The following is a 26,449-nucleotide window of genomic DNA, read 5'->3' as shown; positions in this document are numbered from 1 at the left end:
ACTTTCGCAGGGATCCGTCACAAATGCGCTCGAAGTCGGATGCGCAGGCGGAGCCTTCACGGAAAAATTGGCACCGCACTGCCAACGGCTCACCGTGATCGATATCGTGCCACACGCAATTGCCAGGACACGCGAACGGATGATGGACCCACCTCACATCAATTGGATCGTCTCCGATGTCCAGCATTTTTCGACTGAGCAACAGTTCGATCTGGTCGTGGTGGCGGAGGTTCTCTATTACCTCGACGGGAGCGCCGAGGTGCGCGCGGCCGTCCGCAATTTAGCACGGATGCTTGCGCCCGGTGGACAGCTGGTTTTCGGATCGGCACGCGACGCCAATTGCCGGCGATGGGGCCACATTGCCGGAGCCGAGACGGTCATAGCCATCCTGGAAGAAGAGCTGGTTGAAATCGATCGTTTGAGGTGCGTCGGTCAGTCGTTGAATGAAGACTGTCTGCTCGCCTGTTTTCGAAACGCGGCTTCGCCTTCGTGCGGACCAACTTACCAGCGTTAGGCCGGGAGATATTATGCGCATCTGTGGGATCAAACTGACGCACGACGGAGCGATCGCCCTTGTCGAGGATGGAAAACTAATTTTTTGCGTGGAGCAGGAAAAGCGAGACAACAATCCGCGGTATCAGGCGATCGACGACCTCGACGCGATCGCGATCGCATTGGCCGAGCATGGTTTCGATGCGCACGATATCGACCAGTTTGTCATCGACGGCTGGGACGGAGTAGTCGAGTCGCAGTTTCGCGTCCTCAGTGGGTCGATTCCCGTCAGCCTGAAAGGGGCTCCTTATGCCGAACGCCGAGCCGATGATCTTCTCGCTTCGCTCGACGGCTCCGGACTGCTTGTCGGCGGCCAGTCCTTTCCTTATAAAAGCTATCCTCACGTGTCAGGCCATGTGGCCTCCGCGTACTGCACCAGTCCCTTTGCCCAAAGCGGGCAACCTGCATTCTGTTTGGTGTGGGATGGTGGCATCGTCCCACGCCTCTATCATGTAGAACGCCACCACGCCCGCCATGTCGACTGCCTGTTCCCCGTGATAGGTCACATCTACGCTGCGGCGGGTCATCACTTTGGTCCTTATAAGAAGCCGGGCGGCGCCCGGTGGGATCTGGGTGTGGCCGGCAAGCTGATGGCTTACATCGCGCTGGGCTCCGTTGACGAAGATATCGTTGAGGTATTTCGCGAGCTTTATCAGGCACGCTTTGCTGGCGACACGGAGTGTGCGCAAGCTTATCGCGAGAACATCCACAGCGCGGACGCGTCACTAGCGGCTGTAGGCGAGTTCTTCGAAGCAAGCGCGCTGCGACTGGAAGTCAAGCCGCCCGAAGACGTACTCGCCTCGTTCCATGTATTCCTCGAGCGTCTTCTCGTTCATGAAATGGGTATCGCGCTGCAGCGCCATTCGATTGCGGGCCCTAAAAATTTGTGCATCGCTGGCGGATGCGGACTCAATATCAAATGGAACAGCGCCCTGCGCGCGAGCGGTTTGTTCGACGCAATCTGGGTGCCGCCGTTTCCCAACGATAGCGGGTCTGCGATTGGCGCCGCTTGTTGCGCGCTAGCAGCCGAGAAGGGCTTCGTGCCGCTGGAGTGGTCGGTATATAGCGGACCGGCCTTAAAAGGTTGCCAAGTACCGCCCGGATGGACGGCGTCTACTTGCTCCATTGCAGAACTCGCCAGCATACTCGCCAGTAGCGAGCCCGTCATTTTCCTTGCCGGCCGGGCCGAGCTCGGACCACGAGCATTGGGGGGCAGAAGCATTCTGGCCGCCGCGACTTCGCCCACAATGAAGGATCATCTCAATGACATCAAGTTTCGAGAGCACTTCCGTCCCGTAGCGCCAATATGCCTTGAGGATCGTGCGCCGACCATTTTTAGCCCGGGGAGCCCTGATCCCTATATGTTGTTCGATCATCAGACGCGCGCGGAATGGCGAGAAAAAATCCCTGCCGTCGTGCATCTCGACGGATCTGCCCGATTGCAGACCATTTCAAGAACTTCCGAGCATCCGGTGGCGCAACTTCTGGTCGAATACGAAAAGCTGACGGGTATTCCGTTGCTCTGCAACACGAGCGCCAACTATCACGGACGAGGTTTCTTCCCGGACGCTGCTTCAGCCTGTGCGTGGGGATGCGTCGAACGTGTGTGGTGCGACGGTTTGTTACTGACCAGGACTGGTCTGTCGCCGTCAGTCGACGAAACACTTTTCGCTACGTCGCCGTTCGAAGATTGCTGACATTGCAGCTCAGTGGTCAGTACGATGCGGTCAATTGTCCCGGCAGCTCGCTCTATCGCTACGGTCCGAAGACGATCAGCAGGCCTCCCTTGGCTCGATTTTCGCAAGCACTTATCCAGGGCGGAGGTTGCTCATCGACCCGCGGAACCTCGATGCCATCCTCGGAAATTTTTCAAGGTAGTTGTCGCCTCAACGTTTAGAGTTCAGACGGCCTTTCGCTGCTGGTTATCGCGCTGCGGAGTGCCTGGTAGGTTGTCGGTTCGATCCGGGTTCAGATCCACAGCACTTGCGCGCTGCCAGTTGCGCGTGCGGCCTTTCCATCGGAGCGGATTGCGCTGCCGGGCGCTCTCGTAGACGCCGCACGTCGATCTAGAATGTCCTAGTCGAGGTTGGCATCAAGCTGCGCCGGCGTCACGAACCGGACCTTCCGGCTGGCCCAGTCCACCACGGCGGTCAGATGCACGAAGCCGCGCGCCATCGGGAGTGGAGTAAGAGACAGGGCGTAGTCGAACTATTTCCCTGTCTCTCCTCCCCGAACCGGACTTGCACCTTTCAGCGCATCCGGCTCTCCATTCAAGTGTTGCTCATAGCAAAGGCGACATCAGCATAGCGCGACTCAATGGTGCTACGTGTCTCATCGCGCAAGATGTACGGATTTTCCATCGGCGTGCGCCAGGTAAAACGACCCTTGCGACTGGTAACGAGACGCCGAAGCCCCACCGCCCCATACCAACCCCGGCTGTTCTGGCCGTGCAACATCCATGTCGTGGCCTTTCCCGGTTCTGGCGCCCGGATATGGTCGCGCATTAGCGACCTGAAGCCGCGCCGATACTTGCGCGCAAGCCAGTATCCGAACTTCCAGAATACGACCCGGTCAAGCTTTCTGAACATGGTGGCCGTGAAGTCGGTGTATTGATAGAAGGCGGCCCAGCCGGCAAGCTGCCGGTTCAGGCTTTCCATCAGGTCCATCCGGTTCATGCTGTAGTTGCCCGACAGCTCCTCGACGAGCCGCCCGGCAAAGCCCCGATACTTCTCCCACGGAATGGTTGTCACAGGTCGCATGCGACCGCGTGCTCCGCGCTTGCGGATGATGCGGTGACCAAGGAAGACGAAGCCGCCGTTCACATGCGTAATATGGGTTTTCTCCATATTCAGCGTAAGCTTCAGTTCGCCCTCGAGGAACCCACGGCAAGCTTCGCGTACAGCCTCAGCATGTTCGCGAGTCCCCTTGACCACGATCACAAAGTCATCTGCATACCGACAGTAGGCGATAGCTGGTTTCCACTGCCGGTTTTCTCGCACAGTAATCGGACGCTGCTTGAGAATGGCGAAGTTCCACGCCCACCGATCCTTGCGCACTTTCTTGCTCAGGTAGTTCTTCTCCATCCACACATCGAATTCGTGCAGCATGATGTTGGATAACAGGGGTGAGATGACACCGCCCTGAGGAACGCCTTCACTCGAGGCACGAAACAGATCACGATCAACGCAGCCCGCCTTGATGAACTTCCAGAGCAGGGCAAGGAAACGCTGATCGGCGATCCGCTTGCGGATTCCCTTCAGAAGCAGACGGTGATGAACGGTGTCGAAGTAGCTGGCGAGGTCGCCCTCGATTACCCAACGTCCGGCGACACTTTGTTCACCACCGTCCTGCAACTGAAGCTTCACCGTGCGAATCGCGTGGTGTACGCTACGGGCAGGCCTGAAGCCGTATGAAGCCCAATGGAAGTCACTCTCCCAGATAGGCTCCATGACCATTAGCATGGCCCTTTGCACAATCCGATCCCGTAGACAAGGGATGCCGAGTGGTCTGAGCTTGCCGTTCGCCTTCGGTATGTATACGCGACGTGCAGGCAGCGGGCTATACGAGCCCGCCAGCAACTCATCGCGTATCGTTGACAGCTCATGCTGGAGTTTCGCTTCCATAATGCGCCGATCAACGCCGTCCACGCCCGGCGTGCGGGCTCCGCTGGATGCCAGCGTAATACGAGCCGCTTCGCTCAGCCACTCCCTGTCAGCAATCAGTCTCAGGAGTCGATCGAACTTGCGCTCTCTGTTCTCCGTCGACCATGTCGCCAGTTTGCTTTGCATTTCACTGATTATCAAAGGTCTTCACCTCACTATGGTCAGTTAATTAACCCAGCAAACCACTTAAACTGCCTCCCTTCGCCATGTGGCCGGCTTTCCCGACCTCGGACTACTACGGAGGCTCCGCCAGCCTGCACGTCATCGGGGGCTCACTCCCTTGGCATCCGTGCAGACCTTCCCCAGTTCACATGCTGGACTCAACACACGGGCGAGGTTGCCTGTCGCAGTCTTTATCCTTGCTTGCCGCAAGTCGTCGCAAACACCACGGTCTAGCTGCGCGCTCCCCATGGTTCCATACGGACTGGCGTACATGTCCAGTCAGCACTCGTGTCGCCGGGCGCTACATGTGTACGGCGACAGTTTGCGTCCTGCCCATAAAGCGATGTGGGCAAGGGTGACACTTCAACCCTCAGATGCGGTTTAACAGGTTCGTGTTCCTCAACCGTCCCATGCTCAGCCTGGAGGCTCATCTTGGCGTAATCGCTTCGCCGCAAGCCCCGTTTCCCACGGACTTCGTCACCTTGCCAGTGTCAGCAAGTCACCGCCGCTTCGGCTCACTTCCTCTCGCAGCAGAAGAAGGGCATGCCCCGGTACTGCAAAGTCAACTTCTCCGGAGTCCTGCATTCCAAACATGCTCAAGCAGCTTCACCCCCGATACGGGCGGGCTACGCTGGCTGGGCGTACTATAGCTCGTATCCAGTGCCCAGACCCGGTTTGCCCGATTGATCGTCATGCCCCGCAGCAGATACGGCCAGATCTTGTGCCGCGCATTGCGTCGGCTCGTGTTCGGCTTGCAGTACAGCGCCTCGATACCCATGCGCTTCATCAGCGTGCGCGCGCGCCTGCTGCCAATCTCGTGCCCCTCGCGACGCAGCAGTCGCGCCAGCATCCGCACTCCGGCAAACGGAAACTCCATGTGCAGTTCGTCGATCCGGCGCATCAGCAACTAGTCTGCGTTGCTCACCGGTTGCGCCCGGTAATACACGCTCGATCTTGCGATACCAACGAGCCGCCTGCTGCGAGACCGGCAATTCGCGTGTACGATCGATCATCGCTTTGCGCTCAGCAATCCCGCCTTGTTGAGCGCGCCGCTTAAGACATGATGGCCGTCAGGGAACCGCGACATTGGCGTTCGTTTGATAATCGAACGACCCTCACGGAACGGCGGAGAAAGTCATAGATGAGGTCAAGCTTTACGTCGAGCTCGATGTTCACAAGGACTCGATCGCGATTGCGAGCGCACGCGCGCACTCTCGCGATGATCCCCAATTCGTCGGCACCACCGGCTACAGCGTCATTTCCTTGACCAAAACGCTTTCCAGGCTTGGCAAACCTTCGGAATTGAGCGTCTGTTATGAAGCAGGGCCCTGCGGCTACGGACTCGTGCGAGCGTTACGCAAACGCGGCTATCACTGCGAAGTCGTTGCTCCGTCGAGGGTCGCCCGTCGACCGGCTGACAGAATCAAGACGGATCGTCGCGACGCACTACTATTAGCGAGACTGCATCGGGCTGGCGAACTTGTTCCAGTTACCGTTCCCGAACCGCAGGATGAAGCCATCCGCGACCTGGTTCGTGCCCGTGAGGATGCCGTGAATGATTTGCGCAGGGTGCGACAGCGGCTTAAGTCCTTCCTGCTTCGCCATGGTCACGCCTATACCGGTAGTCGCTGGGGGCCGAAGCATGAACTCTTCCTCTCAAAGATCAAGTTCGAGGATTCCGCCCAGCATATGGTCTTCTCCGAGTACCGTATGGCAGTGCGGTTTGCTACCGAACTCGTCGAGCGCATCACGCAGTCGCTGCGCGCCCATGCCGAGACCGGGCGTTGGTTGCCAACGGTCAAAGGCCTGATGACCCTGCGCAGTATTGACTTCATCTCCGCACTGACCATTGTGGCTGAACTTGGCGATTTGCGACGCTTCCCTCATCCACGCGAATTCATGAGCTACCTGGGACTTGTACCGTCGGAACACTCCAGCGGGAACACAAGGCAACGCGGCGGTCTGACGAAGACGGGCAACACGCACGTGCGCAGGATACTTGTCGAGGCAGCGTGGAATTATCGGTTGCCCGCCAGAATCGGCGAATCTCTACAGCTTCGGCTGGAAGGACAACCTCGACATATCATCGACATCGCCTGGAAAGCGCAGGTTCGGCTCCGCCACAGATTTCGTCGGCTTCGCGCACGAGGTCTCCATCAGAACAAGACGTGTGCGGCAATCGCGCGTGAACTACGCGGATTCATCTGGGATATCGGAAGGCAACTGCAGCGAGCCCGAACACCTCAGCAAATTCTCATCGACTTATTTAGTACGGAGCGGCTATCGCAAAACCTCTATCTTCCACCTGATCGGTAACGCGGCACCGGGCGCGATGTGGGGAACCCTCGAGATTTTTTTGTGAGCACGCGACTGCGTGATCTCCGTGGTTAAGAACGAGGCAGCCCCGTGACGGAAAGATGAAATGCGGTAACCAGCCCGCAGATATGAGCTTGATCCATCGTCGATAAACAGCCCGTGTGCCGCGTTACCAATGAGGTCGGATACGTTGACGTTCGAGATCGCGGCAGCGAGAGCTACGCTCGTGCTGCTTGCAAAAACAGGCCATATTAAAAATCGTTCTCCAGCGTGAGCTAGCCGATCTTCGCATGTAGCTCCTTCAAATCGACTTGCGGCTCGCTCGACGCCGTGCCGCCTGCGCCAAACACGTCGGCGGCACGTTCCTGCAACTGCCGCTTCCATTCGGTGATCTGGTTCGGGTGCACATCGAACTGCTGCACCAATTCGCCTAGCGTCCGCTCGCCCTTGACCGCCGCCATCGCAACTTTCGCTTTGAACGCGGCTGAGTGCGTCCGTCGGGTTCTCTTCGTCATCTTCCTGGTTCCTTTGTCGGCATTATCGCCGGCTCAGGCTCCGAGCATTCCACTTATCCGACTGTCCGAATTTGCGCTCCCACCTCTTACTGGCCCGACAAACAGTAGCCCTCAAGGACCGCCTGAGTGATCACTTAACCAAGAAAAGTTGACCCAGATTAAGGGTACGCAGGGAGACCGCGAATAGTATGAAGGAATACGACGGGGGATATCGACGTCCGTAAGACCAGTTCACCCACATTACCGATGCGAACGCTGCAGTGCCTACGCCAACGGGGGACCGACCTGCAGATACCGGATGACAGCAAACTATTGCATCCACCGGTTGAATCCGCCGTTGAGACCAGTCATTGAGTCCGCGGGGAGCCGAATAGCGGAATGGGGCGGGAAGAGGCGCCCTTCTCTTGCCTGGATGGTGCCGCCCGCCCATTTTCAAACCGCACTATCAATATCATGAGCATGCCAAATTACGACCTACCGAAAGACATAGCAGACTATCTGGTTGATCCGCAGTCCTATACCAACCTCAATCGTCTCCATGAAACCTATACTTGGGCGCGTGCAAACAACCCTGTCGGGCGCGCAATGGCGGACGGACATGATCCGTTCTGGGTGGTCACGAAACACGCCGACGTCTCCATGATTTCAAGAGAAAACGTCTTGTTTCACAACGGCGACTATTCTGTCGTCTGCAGGCCAAGAGCGTCGATCGAGCATGTCATTTCCACCACCGGTAGTCCAAACATCGTCCGATCGCTCGTGCACGTTGACGGCGACGAGCACAAGAGTCTACGTGCGCTGACACAGTCTTGGTTCATGCCGAACAGCATTCTCGAGCTTGACGACCGCATTCGATCGCTGGCGAATATGACGATCGCGAAGCTGTTGCATCACAGCGGGCAAGTGATCGATTTTGCGAATGACTTTGCATTGCATTTCCCACTGAGTGTGATCATGGATATTCTCGGCGTTCCGCAGGAAGATTCCCTGCGCATGTTGACGCTGACTCAGGAGATGTTTGGAAGCGAGGATGCCGAATACAAGCGCGAAGTGCAGCGCCAGGGCGATGCGAGCAGTGCTATGGGCAAGGCTCTGCTGTCCATTGTGGCCGACTTCAAGGATTATTTCGACCGCCTGACCGAAGACCGCCGGAAGAACCCACGTAACGATATCGCAAGCTTGCTGGCCAACGCGGTGATCAATGGACAGCCTATCGATGAGGCGACCCGTCTTGGCTATTACGTGATCATCGCTGCAGCAGGGCATGATACGGTTTCGTCGTCCATATCGGTCGCGATGTGGGCGTTGAGCCGCTTCCCTGAGCTACTGCCGCGACTACAGGCGGATCGTTCGCTGATTCCGCAGTTTATCGACGAAACCCTTCGCTACGCATCGCCGGTGCGTCATTTTATGCGTACAGCGACTGCCGATACCAACGTCCGGGGTCGGACAATCCGCAAGGGCGATTGGCTGATGCTCTGCTATGGCTCGGCAAATCGTGACGAGCAAGTCTTCCCTGAGCCGTTCGCATTCAATATCGACCGCAAACCGAACCGGCATCTCGCTTTCGGCGTCGGCGCCCACGTGTGCCTGGGTCAGCATCTCGCGAACATGGAAATGCGCATCTTGTTTGAGGAACTGGTCCCGAGGTTGCGGCTTATTGAGCCGGCGGGCGAAATCGAATTCGTTGCATCCAGCTTCGTGAGCGGCCCGAAGCACCTTCCAGTTCGTTGCGTGGTGCATCCGCATTGACCCACCGGAGCCTGTAGTTGGAGTGGACCCTCGAGGCTCGGCCTTCACTGCGGAACTCACCAGGCGCCTACGTACCGGTCCGGCATGAAGCCGCATATGATCTCGGGCTTGACGATGAACCGAGCGTCCTCTTTCGCACCTCTGCCTGCAGCGTGGGTTGTGGCGGCCGCGCAGCATGGTGATTTCGGCGAGCAGTACGTCAGCCAGTCGGAGGCAGCGCAGTGGAAGCGGCATTGAGTGCATGGCTATAGCAATGACGGCGGCATCGCGCGCATCAATCTTGGCATTGCCATCGAGCAGGTCGGCAATGCGGCGCATAGCCAGGCTGGTAAGGATGCGACTATGACACCAAGGCCAGGAGAGACTGCCGCGGACAATGCTTCGATGGTGAGGATGATCTACGACGAACAAAAGTTCACCGAACGTCTTCAGTTCGGAGATGAGTGCACACCTTGGCCTCATCGTCGGGCAGGGCTTTGCTGTACCAACGCTTTCGGGTTTGGCCGAGGGCTACGGGGCGATGGTGACCTTTGCCTACGTCAACGCTCATGAATGGGTCGACTAAGCGATGTTGTTGGCTTTTCATGCATCGAGGGCTCCGCACGTTGCACGGTTCGGTCTGCAACGGCGGCAAGTCTCGGCATTCACGTACCGGATGGCCTAACGATGTTCCGGCTGAACTCCTATTAGCGATCACCCGCCCCACCAAGCCCGGTGCTCCCCGGGTCACGACTGCAACTTGGAGAATCATGCCGGGCCTAGATTCCCAATTCTCAATTGTCGAAGCGTGAAGATAGTAACGGAGTGCGCACGGCATAGATTTAGCTATTACATCATGCAACACCACTTTCTGTCGGATTTGTTCAATGACCACGATATTGGCTCATCAGAAGCAAAAAGAGATTCGGCTTCCAAATGATAAAATCGGTATACGCAGTGATGATGGGAGTATTTTTTGGATTAGCGTGCGATTCAAGCCGAGCGCAGAGTGGCGTTACGCTATATGGAGCATTAGATGTTCTCATTGATATCTCAAATCAGGGCAGAGGAACCTTAACTAAAATGTCGAATGGCGGCACGTTCGGATCGCGACTTGGCCTTATGGGTAGCCAAGTCTTCGGCGACGGTTACAAAGCTATTTTCAGACTTGAGAGTGGTTTCGCGCCTAATACCGGCACCATACAGCAGGGCGGTGCACTTTTCGGCCGGCAAGCGTATATTGGTTTCGAAGGTCCTGAAGGGACTTTAACTTTTGGTCGTCAATACTCGCCAGAGTTTCTTGCTATGAGTGACAACGACGTTTTTTTGGGAGGCTTAGGAGGGAGCATCTGGGGTGTTGATCGTACTTTGCCTAATGGTACCGTCCAAGCTACGCTCCTTACCGAGGTCATTACGTGCCGCGTTAATAATTCCGTTCTTTACTCATCTCCGAAAATTTATGGATTCTCGGTTGGGTTGATGTACGGTCTCGGCGGTGTTGCGAAATCTAAAAGTGGCGGAACAACTTTTAGCGGGGCAATCAATTACACCAATGGCCCCGCAACGTTTCATGCCGGATATGCCTATCAGAGAGACGCATTGGATCAGGGATATTACAAAGCATGGGGTGTCGGCGGTAACTATGGGATTGGGCCGGTAAGAGTGTATCTCGGATACACTAAGGATGACTATTCAATCATAACTGGCGCAGCATCGTTGAATAATTCGTTGCGGTATGCACTTGCCAATCTTGGGGCGAGCTATCAAATCACCCGTTCGACCGTATTAATGGCACAAGTTATCAAATTGATTGACGCCTCGAATGGAATTACTCAGTCAAAAAACTCGTACATTGTAGGACTGGGTATTTTTTATTCTCTTTTGAAAAACACCATTATATATGTCGGATATGCACAAACAAAAAATAAAAATGGGTCCGCTTACACGTTGGGGCAAGCCCTATATTACGGCGAACCGGCATACCCCAACTCCACGGCACGCGTGTTTAGATTCGGAATCCGAACGACCTTCTAGATTAAAGTTGAAAATCGGCGGCTAATTAGTCGAGCCTAACAATCCGGTGAGCCTTATATGGCATGGCTTTGGAGCCGAAATGGCGTTGTAGGAATTGCGGGAACCTGGCATATTGACGCGTAAATCCTGCACTTTTCGACGAGGTGCAGATGGGTCCGAAGACGCCTGTGCCGGAGCGACTGGTCGACCTAATCAACTGGGATCGACTGGGCGCATCAATGAGCGAGAGCTTCATGTCGCACAAGAGGCGACCGGCGACGTCGGCGCGCCTGATTGCCGCCCCCCTTTTCGTCGAAGTAAAATCCCCAGGTGGTCGAAGGATGAGGCGCGCGGCGTAGCAGCGCGCCTCATCGGTTGATCGCCGACGATAGTCCCGTTCAGGCTCACGCTGACGGGGACGTCGATGATCAACCGCCTCATCGGTTGATCGCCGACGATAGTCCCGTTCAGGCTCACGCTGACGGGGACGTCGATGATCAATCTGGGAGATGTGATGACGATCTTGGAACTGCATCGGCAGGGACTGAGCGTCTGGGCCATTGCTGCCCGGCTTGACATGGATCGCAAGACAGTTCGCAAGTACATCAGGGACGGCGTTCAGTTGCCACGATACGGCCCACGAGCAGCGCGGTCTTGCGTGATCGACCCGTTCGTCACCTATGTGACCGAGCGCGTCCGGCGTCTGAGTCCGACAACGCCGCGTAAACAATTGACGCATCGCAAGGTTTGCGTATGTTCAAAGTGTTCAGCTTCTTAATTCCTCGTATGATTCACTCAGGCGGCCCGAGGTAATGTCAAACCAAGCATAGTGCTGTTCAGAATGCCATTATTAAGAAAAGCGATCGTCATCTACGGCTTTCGTTTTCCTGCAGCGGGCATCGGCTACTCAGGACGCCGGCATCACCGTCTCAATCTTAGTCCACGAGAATTGCGCTGCACTATATCGGTTGGCCAATTCCCCTCTAACGGCGGAACAACTTCCTATGGACATGCTAGACGTCATCGGTATCGGTATCGGACCGTTCAATCTAAGCCTCGCGGCGCTCATTCAGCCCACCGGTTTGCGAGCGCTCTTCTTTGAGAAGCGCATAAAATTCTCCTGGCATCCGGGGCTCATGCTGCCCCAAAGTCAACTCCAGGTGTCGCCACTCAAGGATTGTGTGACCCTGGTGAATCCCACAAGCCCATATTCCTTTCTCAACTATCTCGCTGTACATCGACGCCTGTACAGCTTCGTGAATAAAGGTGGAAACAGCACGTCGCGACGTGAGTTCACCCACTATTACCAATGGGTCGCGCAATGCCTGGACACGCTTCGATTCGGCGAGGAGGTGATCGATATCAGGCCTTGCAATAAGGGCTATTGCGTGACCACTACCGCGCGCACATATCATGCGCGCGCGGTAGTGATCGGGGTCGGCGTCGAACCCAAGGTGCCGGCATGTGCGCGGCAGGTGGTTGGCGAGACGGTCTATCACGTAGACGACTACCTCAACCGGAAACCGTTCAGCGAAGACGAACATGTGCTGGTGGTGGGCGGCGGGCAGAGCGGCGCGGAAGTCGTCGAGCACATGCTCACCGAGTCAGGTCCCGACAAGATCACTTGGGCGACGTCGCGCGCCAATCTGTTTGCGATGGACGACAACGCATTTGTCAATGAAGCATACATGCCCAGTTATAGCCAACGCTTTCACACGCTGCCGATCCGGCAGCGCCGCGCCATTGTCGAAAGCGAAAAGCTCACCAGCGACGGCATCTCCGCCAGCCTGTGCAACCGGCTCTATGAAGCGTTGTACGAACGCAGCGTCCATGGCATGCTAGCCGACTGCTTTCGTCTGTTGCCTTCGGTGACAATGGACGAGATCACACGCCGCAGCGGTCGCTGGCATATCGGGTTGACCTCGCTCGTCACGTCGCAGCGCAACGGCATAAGCGCGGACAGAATCATCCTGGCAACCGGTTTTCAGCCGCGCCATTTGCCATTCGTTCAGAAGCTGCTCGACGGCGCAAGCCGTGAAGACGGTCTGCCAACGCTCGATCCCGATTACGCCGTGCGCTTCGATGCGCCAATGCCCGGTTCCGTGTATCTGCAAAACCAAAGCCGCGTGCAGCACGGCCTGCAAAGCGTCAATCTTTCGCTGGTCGCGTACAGGAACAGCCGCATCATCAACAGTCTGCTAGGTCGTGCGTTCTATCCGGATGTTCCGGACCGGCAACTGCTCGACAGCCTTGAGGATCAGGAGACTGAAGCAGGATCGATACTGTGCGACGCGCCTCAGGCCTCGCGTCAACCGGCAGTGGCGTAAGCGCATGACTGGCTCCTCCATTGATCTATCGACTGGCGAGCGTGCGATCTCACACGCCGAGCACTTGCCGGCATCCCTCCAATTACGGGCGTTCATTCCGTTTCTGATCGCGTCACTGGTGATCGCCGCTTCGTACGGGACGAGTTTTCTCCTGCCCGAGTACCTGCAATCCCTGGGCAAGAAGAGCGATGTCGCCGGCGCCGTGATTTCGAGCGGCATGGTCTCGACCATGATCTGCTGCTGCATGGCTGGGCGCATAGCCCAGCGTATCGGTGTCATGCCGACCATCGCGCTGGCCTCGCTCGTCATGGCAGGCAGCATGCTCTGCTTCGCCGCTGCGCCAATGGACATTCGTGCCGTCTATGCAGGCGGTTTGCTGTTGGGCGCTGGGTGGTCCGTGTTCTTCATACTCGCGCCGCTGCAAATCATCCATCATCTGTGCCCCAACGCGCGTATCCAGTACCTGACCTTCGTCTCCGGCACGCAAATGGCCGGCCTAGGCATGGCGGCGCCTTTGAGCCGCCTGATCGCCCAACATACCGGCTCGATCGCGCTGGCCTACCTTCTCTTCGCTGCGGCATGCGCGGTGGCGGCAGTCTGCGTCAAGATCGCCGGCGAGGCGATGAGGGATAGGTCCTGTTTGCCGATGACGCGCGTGGCCATTACCGCGACCGACACGTTGGCCCTGCTCAGGGCACGAACAGCAGTGCCGATCGCAATGATCGCACTGGCAGCCTGTGTCTTCGCCGGGCTGGCGACTTACCAGACACCCTATGCCGTCTCGCGTAACCTCAGGCCAGACCTGTTCTTCCTGACGTTCACGATAACCAGCGTGGCACTGCGCTTGTCGCTCGCGAGAACCATGGGACGCATCAAGCCCGCGCGACTGGCGCTCGCATTGTTTTTGCTGACCGGCGCCTCGCTCGTACTGTTCCTGTCGAACCACGGCAGTACGACGCTTTATATCGTCGCTACCGCGCTGTTCGCCACGGGCTACGGACTGAGCTACTCGACCCTGAACGGCATGGCCGTGAACCTCGCCGGAGACCACGCCGTTTCGGTGCCGGTGACTTCGCAAATCTTTACGCTTGCCTATTTCATCGGTCTGTTCGGATGCCCTTTCCTATGTGGCGCCCTGATTCACGTTTTCGGCGCCGATGCAATGCTCGTCGCCCTGCTAGGCGCCGTACTCGCCAATGTCGTGCTACTCGGCGTCATGCGAATGAAGGCGCATTTCACCGCCTGACTTCTCCTTGAAAACTCCGTTCCTTGACGAGGTGGTTCGTATGTTGAATGAAACGCAAATATCCAAGTGGCACGAAGATGGATATCTAAAAGTAGAGGGCTTTTTCGATCCGGTCACCCGCGAAAAGATTTCTGCTCTGGTCAACGATGTCTCGCGCTGGGATATCAGCGACAGCAAATGGATGATGTGGTTCGAGAAGACCGAGGACGACCGCAGGATCGTTTCAAAGGTAGAGAACTTTTTGGACTTCAACAACGAGCTGCGAGACCTGTTGCTGGCCGACAAGCGCATCCAGACGGCCGTCGAATCGCTTCTCGATGAAGATACCCGCATGCTCAAGGAACTGCTCATCTTCAAGTACCCGGACAGCGGCGGCTATCGTCCGCATCAGGACATCTATCACATCCCGCACAACATTCCTGAACGCATGGTGCATGCCGTGGTCGCCATCGGCATCGACGATTCCGATCCGGACAACGGCGGCCTGTTCTTCAGTCCGGGCAACCATCAGAAAGGTGTGTTTCCGATGGACGCCGGCGGCGTGATTCATCCGGAAGTGGCCGAGACGTTCAAGTGGGAACCCGTGCCCTGGAAGGCCGGCGACATCTTCGTCTTCGACGACTACGCGCCGCACTATTCGAAGCCCAACAAAAGTAACCGTTCGCGCCGCGCGCTCTATCTGGTGTTCCAGCGCGCCTCAACTGGTGGCCCAACGCGTACGGAATACAACGAACTGAAGCGTGCCTACAACCCACCCGAAGGAAAGGAATCGGATATCCACGATCTGAAGCCGCCAAATGGCATTTTCTATCGCACCTAATGTAATTCACCGGAGGATGTGCGTGTACACAAAGCAGATTGACCCATCCATGATGCGGCCGGAATACGGCGTTCTTGTTTGCCGGCTGCTCGAACATCTGCCCGCTGGCCTGACAACAGCGTTCGGCACGTCGATTGTTGAGGTCATGCCGGCGGGCGCTGTCAATCTGCACTCCCATTCCGAGCATGAACTGTGGGTACTCATTTCAGGCAAGGGAGTCTTCGAGGTGAATGGTCAGGCGTGGCCATTCGCAGATTCAACGCTGCTCTATATCGAGCCGAATCAGGAGCACGCGATTCGCAATGCCGATCCGGCAGCGAGCCTGAAATTTCTATCGATATGGTGGGACTAACGTGAACACACGCACTTTTTTCGTTTGCCCCGCACCGCCCTGCCCGAACGGCAAGCTGCATCTCGGCCATATCGGCGGGGTCTATCTGCTCACCGATCTTTTCGTTCGCTTTCAACGCATGAGAGGTCACCGCGCCTACCACGTCACAGGTGCGGACGAGCATGGCACCTATACGGTAGTGAAGGCGCGCAAGCTCGGTCGCCCGGTTGACGAAGTCGCGCAGTTCCATATTGACGAGATAATGGATTGCTTGCGGGCAATGCACATCGATCCCGATGTCTTCGTCAAAACAACGGATGCTACGCACAAGCAGAACAGTCTGAAGATCTTTCGCGAGCTGGAAGCTGCAGGCTACATTGATGTGCGTGATGGCCATCAACTCTACTGCGAAAACTGTGACGAGTTCGTGGCCGATTCGCTTGCCGTCGGCCTCTGCCCCGCGTGCGATGCGTCCACCGACAGCAACTTGTGCGAAAACTGCGGTTTGGCGCAACAGCACTCGAAGTTGCGAACGCCAAGCCACACGTCATGCGGCAAACCGCTATCGCTTCGCCCCATCGAACAGGCGGTTTTCGACATCCCTCGCATGGCAGCCATGCTTGACGATGCGATCAAGGAGAGTGAATGGGATCAAACGATCCAGCGTAAAGCGCGTGCATGGTTGCGTGACGAATTGCGGCCGCTGCCTATGTCGCGCGTTTTCGACCGGGGTGTGACACTTGAAGCACCCGCGAATATTGCGGGGCAAACATTGATGACGTGGTTCGAAGGGCTTTGGTGTTTCGAGACGGGGATCCGCTTGCAGTGCGCGCGCGACGAGGTCGACTACGACACCGTGATGCGCGACCCTGATACACGCCTCCTGTTTTTCATGGGCCAAGATAACCGCTTCTACTACACCATCGGCGTGACTGGCAGCATGCTTGCGCGCGGCTACCCGCTTCCGGCAAATCATTCGATCCAGGACTTCTATAAATTGGAGGGCGAGAAATTCTCGACCAGCCGCGACCATGCACTCTGGGCAGATGAAGTATCCCAGCAGGTCGACCCGAGTGTGTTGCGCTATGCGCTCGCTCGGATTGCCAAGCCGTTCGGCACGAACAATAACGATTTCCAGATCGGCGAACTGATCCGGTCGGCTTCGCACATCCTTGCGTGGGAAAGCGCTCTCCGCCGCGATTCACTGCACTCGGCGAATGTCGATGGAAGCGGTCTTACGTCGGCGCACGACGACATAGTCCAACGTTATATCACCGCGATGGAGCAGGTACGCTTTTGGAACGCCCTCGATCTGATTGACGAATACTTCGTCGCGACGGGCTTCGGCACGAGCCCGGAAACGTGGCGGCCGGTGCACGTATCCGTCTTTCTGAGCATGCTCCATCCCGTGATTCCAGTGCTGGCCGAACGCTATGGAAACGTGTTCTTTGGCGAGAATTGGACACCGGCACTCGGCGGAAACGCCACGCTATTGGCTACGCCTTCCAGAGGGACGGCCGAATTTCCGCCGTTCGGAATGCCGATTGCCGACTCGTTCATCCGCCAATATCAATCGCGCTTCCAGCGCGCCGTCGATGCCGCGTAACCAACGATGGAGCCAGTCATGTCGAGGCGCAGTCGCACTTCGCTCAGTTATGGGATATTCGACTACACCTCAGGCAAGGACACAGTCAACTTCGCCTATGGGCTTCCCGATCCTTTGACATTCGCCCGCCTGCAATGGCCGGACCCGCTTACCGTCGAGACGGGCGTCAGCATCTCCGACCTACCGCAGTACACCGACGCCTATGGCCTTCCCGAACTGCGCGGACAGCTCGGCCAAAGGTACCGGATGGCGCATGGCAATGTCATTCTGACGAACGGCGCTTCACAAGCCCTGCAACTGCTCGCCGATGCTTTTATCGACCCAGGAGACGTCGTGCTGACCGAGGACCCGTCCTATCTCGGCGCGTTGCGCATTTTCTCTATTGCGGGCGCGACGGTGGTTCAAGTAGGTGCGGATTCCGCGGGCGTCGACCTCGATCTGCTCGAACAAGCATTGCTGCGCGCAAAGGGGCGAGCCAAGTTGTACTACACCACTCCTGCGTTCCACAATCCGACTGGACGGTACTTTGCACACCGGCATATGGTCGAGGTGGAGGCTCTACTGTCCCGCAACGGCGTGCGGCTGGTGCAGGACCTGGTTTATAGCGACTTGCCCTATGAAGGCGCGTCACCCGAGATTCTGCAGGCGGGTGGTAACATCATCAATGTACATAGCTTCTCCAAAATCTTAGGCCCCGGGCTTCGCGTAGGCTGGGTGCTGGCCGAGCCGGAAATTGTCGACCGCCTAGCCTACCTGAAATGCGATGGAGGTGTGAGTCCCCTTGTCAGCAATATGGCGCTCGCCTTATTGCAGTCGTCGTCTTTGGACGCTCACGTCGAACACCTAAGGACGCACTACCGGAGCAAGCGCGACGCAATGCATAGGCAGTTACAGGCCTGCCGATTCTGCAAACCGGATTACGAGATTCCGAGTGGTGGATTTTCGTTCTGGGTCTCGCTTGCCGAAGGCGTCGATTCCGCCGAGTTGGTCGGCGAGGTGCGCCGGAAGCACAATGTGAAACTCGTCGAAGGAAAGCACCATGGACCGAGCGGTGCAGCCCGTCTACGCTTAAGCTTCAGTTATCTCCAGCCGCGTTTGATCGAGCGCGGCTTGACTCAGATAGACGATGCGCATGCGAGCCTTCTGACATCGACGCACTTTAAGCGGCGTGGCTAGAGAATGCCAAGTACTACGGATAGTCGGTGCGAGATGTACAAGCGTAGGTCGAGCGAAGACATCCACTGCGCCGCCCTCTACCGCAAACAACTCGACGAACGCTTTTCGGCATGGCGCTAGGTCACTGATTTCGCCCAGGATCCGTCCGTTATATAGGCAGACACCCCCTTCGCGCGTGTCTCGGAACCAGTCAATTCCTGTGCGTTCAGTACGATCAGCACGTCATCGCTCTGCAGCCGATATCAACATCAAGACCTACCCGATGGAAACGGTATGGGATTCCGACCAAAATCGAAACAGGAGAGCAAGGGTCCAGGCGCTGCCTGTGCCGATTCCCGCAAGCTGTGCCAGCAACGCCATGCCGGGGTGCGAGCCGCTGCGCACCTGCTGGTCCTGCAGTGCTTCGAGCAGGCTTACCTGTTTGCGCACAAGCGCGAGCCGCTCACATTCGCGTTCAATCTCGGCGCGCAGGCCGGGCGGCAGTTGCTCGCGCTGCTGGGCCCACCAGTCAGTCCAGATCCGGCCACCGACATATCTGACCCGAAGGTTGTGCAGCACGAGCAAGGAGCGGATCCGGTTGGTGTGTGCGGTACGCTCCTGCCGCAGACGCTCCAGTTCACGGTGCAGGCGCCGGTCGTCTTCCTGCTCAGGCGTCGGGATGCGCGCGACGGCCCATAGCCGGTGCTCGCCCGCGTAATAACGCATAAGCATCGAGAGCAACTTGTCGCTATCAAGGCGGTCCGTCTTCGCGCGACGGGAGCGCCGGTTCACCTCAATACTGGCCGAATCCACCACGAGATTGACGATACCCTGCTGAGCCAGCCAACGGTGCAGCCAGAAGCCGTCGCGGCCAGCCTCGTAACAGCTGTAGACGGGTGCTTCGGCGCTGAGGTGGCAACGCACTCTGGCGTTGGCGATGGCGGTGAGGACCGCCGAGGCATCACCTGCGACGACCGTACACCGGCTCGGCGCGCGGTGGCCATCACCCAGTGAGAGCTTCCAGCTCTTATCGCCCAGTTCAAAAGCCACGTATAGCCGGGCAGCTACCGTCGTATTCTGCCCTCGGAGGGCTGTGTCAGGCGCATCCATTTTGCGTGCTCCTTGAGAAAACGGGTCTGCGAATCCCGTTTTTACTCCGCCGGGCCTACTTCCGCAGCCCTCCCATAGCATCTATCACGGCCACCGTTTTCCCGCCGTCGTCATCAGCTGCGCGGTTCGCTGGTATTTCAGGTTCAGCCTGAGCCTGCGCGACATCGAGGAACTGCTGTTCGAACGTGGCGTCGTCGTGACCTACGAGACGATCCGCTGCTGGTGCGAGAAATTCGGCGCGGTGTTTGCCCGTCAGGCCAGGGCCCTGCCGCGAAGGCGGAGATCCCGGAGCTCGCTCACGTCAGGCATGTATTCGTCAAGGCGGCTGCGCGCGTTAACAACCGCGCAGCGAATAGCCACCAGCCCACCCGCCGACGAGAACGCCAGATGTGCGGCTTTCGCGCCCCAAGCACACGCAGGCATTTCTTTCCAGCTTCGGACCGATCCGCCAGCACTTCGCGTTGCCCAGACACCGGATGAATGCCTCGTGTCATCGTATCGAAGTCAAGGCGCGCTTGGCGGCATGGCAACGCTGGAGGGTGGACGAAGCCTGCATCAATGCCAAGTGATTAGGATACCAATACACTTTCACTCCGATTCAGCCGATATCCGCCAACCTGACAATGCCCCCTGACGGCATCAAAGTCCAGTACGGGACCGGTCCCTGACCCTGCAGGTGATCTAGGACGAGATTCGCGACGCAAACGGCCGCATCAGCAACGTCTACACGGCATCTCGATCGATTTCGGCCGGCGGGCCCCTACCGCACTTGGCGCGCTGAAGTTCGACGCAGGCTACCAGCATCCGGGCGCGCCGGAATCTTCTGACGCAGGCTATTGCGGTAGCGCAACGCCGACGGCGCGGCCTGGGGGCGTCTCGCTGCCCACTGCCGTCGATCCCGTCTGGCTCGGCATGACGGGGCAGGTGAATCCTGCGACGCCAACGGACGCGGTCTATCACGCGAACGCAAACCATGGCAACGGCAATGCGGCGATGTTCATGCTCGCCGGCACATACAGCCTGTCGAAGCAGACGCTCTTGTGCTCGGAAGTCGGCTATCTTCGCAACAACGCAATCTCGAATCGGGGCCTTAACGGCGGCCAGTATGGGGCGAACGCCATCGACGATCCTGTGGGCGGCGACAATTATCTTGGCCGGTCGTTGACGATTGCTTTGGCCGGTGGTGAGGAGTCGTAGGCGGCGTAGCCGCCGGAGACGACGAGCCACCGGCAGCGCTGTGTCGGCGGGGCTTTAGGATGGGCTGATCGAAGCTTAAAGAAGAAGCGGTCAGCTCATGTCAGGAACCCGCATTACCGACCAACAGGTTCGTCTCTACATGAACAAGCGCAAACATCATTCGCAGGAAGTGGCCGCCGCCAAGACCGGCATCAGCGTGCGTACGGCGCGCCGCATCGAGCGCGATGCCACGCTGCCCTCCCAGAAGCCGCGTCAATCATGGCGTACCCGCCCTGATCCCTTCGTCGACGTTTGGGACAGCGAAGTCGTACCGTTGCTGCGCAGCGCGCCGCACCTGATGGGCATCACGGTCCTGCGCAAGCTGCAGGATGATCACCCGGATCGTTATCCCGATAGCATGCGGCGCACGCTGGAGCGGCGTATTCGCCAGTGGCGGGCGCTCGAAGGACCGAGTCAGGAGATCTTCTTCCCTCAGGAGCACCAACCCGGCGTGCGTGGGCTGTCTGACTTCACCGATATGCGCAAGCTGTGCGTGACGATTGGCGGTGCGCCATTCGGCCACCGGTTGTATCACTTCGTGCTGGCGTTCTCGCGCTGGGAGTACGCGAACGTGATTGAAGGCGGCGAGAGTTTCGAAGCCCTCGCGGCCGGATTGCAGAACGCGCTGTGGCAGGCAGGTGGCTGCCCGCGTGAACATCGCTCTGACAGCCTGTCGGCTGCCTTCAAGAACCTGACCGAACAGCAGGACTTCACGACGCGTTACGCAGCGCTACTCGATCATTACGGCATGGAGGGTACGCGCAACAATCGCGGTCTGGGTCACGAGAATGGTGTGGAATCCTCGCATCGATATCTGAAGGAGGCGGTCGACCAGGCCCTGATGCTGCGCGGCCATCGCGACTTCGCGGACCGGGCGGCCTACGATGAATTCATCCGTGAGGTGGTGATGCGCCGGAACCGGCGCAACGCTGCGGCGTTTCGCATTGAGCGCGCACAGTTGCAGGATTTGCCTGAACGCCGCACCACTGACTTCGTCGAGGAAGAGGCGCTCGTGACCCGTTGCAGCACGTTCACCGTGCGCGGCATCCTGTACAGCGCGCCGTCGCGCCTGATCGGCCATCGCCTCAAGGTGCGTCTCTACGGTGACCGGCTCGAATGCTATCTGTCGGGCGCACTGGTGCACAGTACGCCGCGAGCCTCCCGTGCCGCCGATAACCGCCACGCGCTTGATTACCGCCACTTCATCGACTCGCTCAGGCGCAAGCCACAGGCATTCAAGGGGCTCGCGTTTCGTGATGCACTGTTTCCTCGCGAAGCCTATCGCCGGACCTGGGAGCAACTGGAGGCGCAACTGTCGCAACGTCACGCCTGCAAGAGCATGGTGGGCCTGCTCGAACTCGCGGGACACCACGGCGTTGAAGCGGTACTGGCCGAACGGCTTGAAGCGTTGCTCGCGGCCGGTGACCTGCCCGATCTGAAGCAGTTGCGCGACGAGTTCGCGCCGCGTCAGGCCTTGTGTCCCGAAGTGGTGGTCGACATGCCGCCCGTGGCGATCTACGACGAGCTGCTCGACCAGGTGGCAGCATGAACGCCCCGGCCCATGACAACGGTCGTCTGGCTCTGATGCTCAACGAGCTACGTTTGCCGACGATCGGCAGATTGTGGCCCGAGTTCGCGGAACGCTCTGACAAGGAGGGCTGGCAGGCTTCACGGCTGCTCGGCGCATTGCTCGAGCACGAACTGGCCGAGCGAGCCAAACGGCGCATCGAGCGCCACCGAACCGAGTCGCACCTGGACCTGACCAAGACACTTGCTACCTTCGACTTCAGCATGGTGCCGATGGTCTCGAAGGCGCATGTTACGGCGCTGGCAACCGGGGAATCCTGGCTGGAGAAAGGCGCCACGATTCTCCTGTTCGGGCCACCTGGTGCTGGCAAGAGTCATCTGGGATCAGCCATCGGACACGCGTTGATCGACGCTGGCTACCGGGTGCTGTTCACGCGCACCAGCGAACTCGTCCAGAAGCTGCAGGCTGCACGCCAGAGCCTGCAACTGCCATCCGCGCTCGCGAAGCTCGACCGCTTCGATCTCATCATCTTGGATGACCTGTCGTACGCGCGCAAGGACCAGGCCGAAACCAGTGTGCTGTTCGAACTGATCGCCGAGAGGTATGAGCGCAAAAGTCTTTTAATAACGGCCAATCAGCCATTCTCTGGCTGGAATGATGTGTTCCCCGACCCCGGCATGACGGTCGCAGCCATTGACCGGCTCGTCCATCACTCGACGATCTTCGAGCTGAATGTCGAAAGCTATCGCCGTCGTAAAGCCAGCGACAAACAGAGCGCGCGCCGGCGACAATTACCCGACGACAATCACGATGGAGGCGCGACAACTATGAATTAGCCAGCGACAACTACACCCGTCGACCGGCCAAGACAGCTGTCGCTGACCGGCCATGCTGCTTGACGCCGTCTAATCCTGCTTCGGGCGGCACGTCGAGCAGCAACCCGCGTTGCGGCCATAGTCAGTTCGCTACGTTCGCAGGCAAAGCTGTCACGTTCTAACGTATCAGCCAGCCCTACCCGGTTCGGTGCGATATCGGTTAGCTGAAGCAACTCGTGACCTCCGATCGCGCCGGGCACCACACATCGGCGGAAATGATCTAGCCGCCTTGGAAACGGGCAAAAAAGCGCCACGCAGTAACATCGCGCGGCGCGTGACTGACTAAAGCAACGCGCGTCGGCCTTACTTCGCTGTCGGCATCGCGAACTCAGCGCCCTTTTCGATGCTTTCCGGCCAGCGTTGCATGATGGATTTTTGCTTCGTATAGAACCGGACGCCTTCTTCACCGTACGCGTGCGTATCGCCGAACAGGCTGCGCTTCCAGCCGCCGAACCCATGCCAGGCCATCGGAACCGGAATTGGCACGTTGATGCCGACCATGCCTACCTCGATCCGACGGCCAAATTCGCGTGCGATATGACCGTCGCGCGTATAGCATGCGACGCCGTTGCCGAACTCGTGCGCATTGATCAGATCGACGGCCTCAGTGAAATCGTTGACGCGAACGCACGCGAGAACCGGTCCGAAGATCTCTTCCTTGTAGATGCGCATGTCAGGCGTGACGTTGTCGAACAGCGTGCCGCCGGTGAAGAAGCCGTCCTCATGTCCCTCGACCTTGAGACCGCGACCGTCGACCACCAGCTTTGCGCCTTCGTCGACGCCCGTCGCGATGTAGCCCTCGATGCGCTCCAGTGCCTGACGTGTGACGATAGGGCCCATTTCGGCGTCGGGCTCCATGCCGTTCTTCACGACCAGGTTGCGCGCGCGTTCGGCCAGGCGCGGAATGATCTTGTCGGCGACGTCACCGACCAGAACCGCGACCGAAATCGCCATGCAGCGTTCTCCGGCTGACCCATATCCGGCGCCCACCAGCGCATCGACAGCCTGGTCGAGGTCCGCATCGGGCATCACCACCATATGGTTTTTTGCACCGCCGAGTGCCTGTACGCGCTTGCCATTCCTTGCGCCGGTCTCGTAGATATAGTTTGCGATCGGAGTGGAACCTACGAAACTCACAGCCTTGACGTCCGGATGGGCGAGCAGCGCATCGACGACGACCTTGCCGCCTTGAACCACATTGAAAATGCCATCGGGCAGTCCTGCTTCCTTCAGCAACTTCGCCATGAACAACGAAGCAGATGGGTCACGTTCGCTCGGCTTCAGGATGAAAGCGTTACCGGCGGCAATCGCAACCGGGAACATCCAGCACGGCACCATGCACGGGAAGTTGAACGGTGTAATGCCAGCTACAACGCCGAGAGCCTGACGAACCGTCCAGTTGTCCATTCCCGTCGAAACCTGTTCGGTATAGTCACCCTTGAGCAATTGCGGAATACCGCAGGAAAATTCGATTACGTCGATGCCGCGTGCCACCTCGCCCTGTGCGTCCGAAAACACTTTGCCGTGTTCGGCTGTGATGATCGCGGCCAGTTCGTTGCTATGCCTGTTCATCAGTTCGAGGAAACGCAGCATCACGCGGGCACGGCGGATCGGGGGCGTGTTGCTCCACTTTGGAAAGGCGGCCTTCGCACTTGCGACCGCCGTGCCGACATCGGCCACCTCGCCCAACAACAACTGACGCGGACGCTCGCCCGTCGCAGGATTGAAGATGGGCTGGGTTCGCTGCCCCGACCCACGGACTATTTCACCGTGAATGAAATGCGCCACATCGGTCGTATCGTTAAATGCTTGCATGTCGACTCCTCAAGTTTTGGTTTCGGTGAAGCAGTGTATGAAGAACCATTGACCCTGCAAAGGCGCTAAGATTGAAATGACTGTTTTGAATAGTGAACAATACACTCATGGATATCGAAAAGGTCGAGGGCCTCTGGATGCATTTGCACTGGTTGACTGTGCTTGCGGAACAAGGAAGCTATACTGCCGCCGCGGCTCGCCTCGGGGTAAGCAAGGCGGCGATGAGCCAGCGCATCGCGGAGCTGGAACGGGTCGCGGGCGTTTCACTGGTACAGCGAACTACGCGTAGCGTGCGCTTCACCGAAGCCGGACAGCGGCTCGTTGAAAACATACGGGGAGAGTACGAACACATCGCGACCAGCTTCGCGACGGTCCGGGAAATGGCCGGCGTGGCACGCGGATTGATCCGGGTGACAGCGCCTGTGGCATTTGCCCGACAGCAACTAGTGCCGAAAGTGTCGGACTTTCTGCGGGCGAATCCTCAAGTCCGCCTGCAACTCGAAGTGTCTGACCGACTCAGTTCGATTGCCACTGAAGGATTCGATCTCGCAATCAGGCATAGCGCACAGGTACCCGAAACACATGTCGCCTGGAAACTGTGCGAAACACGCTCTGTGATCGTTGCGACGCGGGCTTACGTCAAGCGGCGAGGCCTTCCAGAATCCCCCGCGGACCTGGCGTCTCACAGTTGCCTGTTTTACCCCCGTGCGCTAGGTGCAGGAATCTGGTCATTTGACCGCAAGACGGCACGCAAATCAGATGCCGGACCAGTCACGGTCACGGTGAACGGGCAGTTTTCAGCCAACAACAGCGAGGCTTTGCGAGACGCCGCGCTTGATGATATGGGCATCGCACTCCTACCTGACTTTACCGCCGAGACGGCCATTCGAGCAGGCAAACTGGTCGTCCTTTTGCCGGATTGGCGCCCCGTTGGGGCCTTCGCCGAACAGCTCTATGTCGTACGACCCTACGCGCCTCACGTGCCGCGTGCCGTCGCACTGTTCGTCAAGTATCTTCGTGAAACGTTTGCTGGTGGCTTTTCAGTCCAATAGCGGCGTCAACAACAAAGGCAACGGCGTTCATTAATTCTCTGGAGGAGGCTAAAAATTGACGGAGGACGGCCGCCTGCACCAACCTTTTCGGAACGCGCGTCGGTGGGGGTGACGAATGAATCCCCTGAGCTTCGCGCCGTACTTCGCTTTCCAGAGGACGCGGGTTATGCTGCCGTATCCTTTGCCTGCCGGGCCTCGAGCCAGTCTTACATAAGCTCGATTGGCGACGAAAAAGCCGAGCGGCGGATGACGACGACCGTACGTCGGCCGGCCGCTTGCGCTGTATGGTGGCACCATGCTTCCATGCTGTCTCTCGCCGCCCGTCCCTCGCGGATATACTGTGCGACCGTGCTCACTGCTCGCAAACTGGATCCCCAAACAGATCCAAGGTCGTCCA

At 58.2% G+C, this 26,449-nt stretch carries 17 protein-coding genes and 7 pseudogenes; 18 read left to right on the top strand and 6 right to left on the bottom strand.

Features of this window, described 5'->3' with window-relative positions; translation table 11 throughout:
• Both OKW43_RS33400 and nodU read left to right on the top strand, forming a co-directional pair.
• Positions 1-514, top strand: a 514-nt coding sequence (locus OKW43_RS33400; RefSeq protein WP_429452524.1) for an SAM-dependent methyltransferase, incomplete at its 5' end; no start/stop codon positions are given.
• Positions 515-527: 13 nt separating this feature from the next.
• Positions 528-2,249, top strand: a complete 1,722-nt coding sequence (nodU, locus tag OKW43_RS33395) for a nodulation protein NodU (protein ID WP_429452522.1) — start codon at positions 528-530, stop codon at positions 2,247-2,249.
• A gap of 573 nt (positions 2,250-2,822) precedes the next feature.
• Here the strand turns inward: nodU and ltrA are convergent.
• On the bottom strand, positions 2,823-4,340 hold the full coding sequence (gene ltrA / locus OKW43_RS33390; protein ID WP_429452520.1) for a group II intron reverse transcriptase/maturase: 1,518 nt from the start codon (positions 4,338-4,340) through the stop codon (positions 2,823-2,825).
• A 682-nt stretch (positions 4,341-5,022) separates the two neighbouring features.
• Positions 5,023-5,431: pseudogene (locus tag OKW43_RS33385) on the bottom strand (IS3 family transposase); the annotation flags it as partial.
• A gap of 82 nt (positions 5,432-5,513) precedes the next feature.
• Here OKW43_RS33385 and OKW43_RS33380 point away from each other — a divergent pair.
• Positions 5,514-6,692, top strand: coding sequence for an IS110 family transposase (locus OKW43_RS33380; RefSeq protein ID WP_429452573.1), 1,179 nt, complete (start codon positions 5,514-5,516; stop codon positions 6,690-6,692).
• 278 nt (positions 6,693-6,970) lie between these two features.
• Here the strand turns inward: OKW43_RS33380 and OKW43_RS33375 are convergent.
• A pseudogene (locus tag OKW43_RS33375) lies at positions 6,971-7,207 on the bottom strand (transposase); the annotation flags it as partial.
• A gap of 453 nt (positions 7,208-7,660) precedes the next feature.
• Between OKW43_RS33375 and OKW43_RS33370 the strand changes: the two are divergent.
• On the top strand, positions 7,661-8,959 hold the full coding sequence (locus OKW43_RS33370) for a cytochrome P450 (RefSeq protein WP_429452571.1): 1,299 nt from the start codon (positions 7,661-7,663) through the stop codon (positions 8,957-8,959).
• Positions 8,960-9,154: 195 nt separating this feature from the next.
• Here OKW43_RS33370 and OKW43_RS33365 read toward each other — a convergent pair.
• Positions 9,155-9,421: pseudogene (locus tag OKW43_RS33365) on the bottom strand (IS110 family transposase); the annotation flags it as partial.
• Between the two features lie 477 nt (positions 9,422-9,898).
• Between OKW43_RS33365 and OKW43_RS33360 the strand changes: the two are divergent.
• From OKW43_RS33360 to OKW43_RS33320, 9 genes and pseudogenes are all read left to right on the top strand, one after another.
• Positions 9,899-10,972 carry a porin gene (locus OKW43_RS33360; RefSeq protein ID WP_429452569.1) on the top strand — a complete coding sequence of 358 codons (1,074 nt, stop codon included), beginning with the start codon at positions 9,899-9,901 and terminating at the stop codon, positions 10,970-10,972.
• Between the two features lie 149 nt (positions 10,973-11,121).
• Positions 11,122-11,268 (top strand): annotated as a pseudogene (locus OKW43_RS33355) (IS5/IS1182 family transposase); the annotation flags it as partial.
• Positions 11,269-11,444: 176 nt separating this feature from the next.
• Positions 11,445-11,651, top strand: a pseudogene (locus OKW43_RS33350) (helix-turn-helix domain-containing protein); the annotation flags it as partial.
• A gap of 304 nt (positions 11,652-11,955) precedes the next feature.
• Positions 11,956-13,278, top strand: coding sequence for a lysine N(6)-hydroxylase/L-ornithine N(5)-oxygenase family protein (locus OKW43_RS33345; protein ID WP_429452518.1), 1,323 nt, complete (start codon positions 11,956-11,958; stop codon positions 13,276-13,278).
• Between the two features lie 4 nt (positions 13,279-13,282).
• A complete protein-coding gene (locus tag OKW43_RS33340; protein WP_429452516.1) occupies positions 13,283-14,524 on the top strand; it encodes an MFS transporter in 1,242 nt (413 codons plus the stop codon).
• A gap of 40 nt (positions 14,525-14,564) precedes the next feature.
• Entirely contained in the window at positions 14,565-15,344 is a 780-nt protein-coding gene (locus OKW43_RS33335; protein ID WP_429452514.1) for a phytanoyl-CoA dioxygenase family protein, read from the top strand.
• 16 nt (positions 15,345-15,360) lie between these two features.
• Complete coding sequence (locus OKW43_RS33330; RefSeq protein WP_429452567.1) at positions 15,361-15,696, top strand: cupin domain-containing protein; 336 nt, start codon at positions 15,361-15,363, stop codon at positions 15,694-15,696.
• A gap of 1 nt (position 15,697) precedes the next feature.
• Positions 15,698-17,281, top strand: a complete 1,584-nt coding sequence (locus tag OKW43_RS33325) for a class I tRNA ligase family protein (RefSeq protein ID WP_429452512.1) — start codon at positions 15,698-15,700, stop codon at positions 17,279-17,281.
• 18 nt (positions 17,282-17,299) lie between these two features.
• A complete protein-coding gene (locus OKW43_RS33320) occupies positions 17,300-18,457 on the top strand; it encodes a PLP-dependent aminotransferase family protein (RefSeq protein WP_429452510.1) in 1,158 nt (385 codons plus the stop codon).
• 279 nt (positions 18,458-18,736) lie between these two features.
• Here OKW43_RS33320 and OKW43_RS33315 read toward each other — a convergent pair.
• Positions 18,737-19,546: pseudogene (locus OKW43_RS33315) on the bottom strand (IS110 family transposase); the annotation flags it as partial.
• A gap of 79 nt (positions 19,547-19,625) precedes the next feature.
• Here OKW43_RS33315 and OKW43_RS33310 point away from each other — a divergent pair.
• The 4 genes and pseudogenes from OKW43_RS33310 to istB all read left to right on the top strand — a co-directional run bounded on the left by OKW43_RS33310 (position 19,626) and on the right by istB (position 23,146).
• Positions 19,626-20,115: pseudogene (locus OKW43_RS33310) on the top strand (hypothetical protein).
• 355 nt (positions 20,116-20,470) lie between these two features.
• On the top strand, positions 20,471-20,743 hold the full coding sequence (locus OKW43_RS33305; RefSeq protein WP_429452508.1) for a hypothetical protein: 273 nt from the start codon (positions 20,471-20,473) through the stop codon (positions 20,741-20,743).
• Between the two features lie 97 nt (positions 20,744-20,840).
• Positions 20,841-22,331 (top strand): IS21 family transposase, encoded by a 1,491-nt coding sequence (gene istA, locus OKW43_RS33300; RefSeq protein ID WP_429452506.1) that lies wholly within the window; start codon positions 20,841-20,843, stop codon positions 22,329-22,331.
• Positions 22,328-23,146, top strand: a complete 819-nt coding sequence (gene istB, locus OKW43_RS33295) for an IS21-like element helper ATPase IstB (RefSeq protein ID WP_429452504.1) — start codon at positions 22,328-22,330, stop codon at positions 23,144-23,146. Before istA ends, istB begins: the two co-directional genes overlap by 4 nt.
• A 342-nt stretch (positions 23,147-23,488) precedes the next feature.
• On the opposite strand, the gene OKW43_RS33290 is transcribed toward istB, so the two are convergent.
• Entirely contained in the window at positions 23,489-25,000 is a 1,512-nt protein-coding gene (locus OKW43_RS33290) for a CoA-acylating methylmalonate-semialdehyde dehydrogenase (RefSeq protein ID WP_429452502.1), read from the bottom strand.
• Positions 25,001-25,107: 107 nt separating this feature from the next.
• Between OKW43_RS33290 and OKW43_RS33285 the strand changes: the two genes are divergently transcribed.
• Positions 25,108-26,052: a LysR family transcriptional regulator gene (locus OKW43_RS33285; protein ID WP_429452500.1), complete on the top strand. Its 945-nt coding sequence runs from the start codon at positions 25,108-25,110 to the stop codon at positions 26,050-26,052.
• Positions 26,053-26,449 lie beyond the last annotated feature (397 nt).

The organism is Paraburkholderia sp. WC7.3g, assembly GCF_050436345.1.
GTDB classification, from domain to species: domain Bacteria; phylum Pseudomonadota; class Gammaproteobacteria; order Burkholderiales; family Burkholderiaceae; genus Paraburkholderia; species Paraburkholderia podalyriae.
This window is presented reverse-complemented; position numbering and strand designations above follow the sequence as displayed.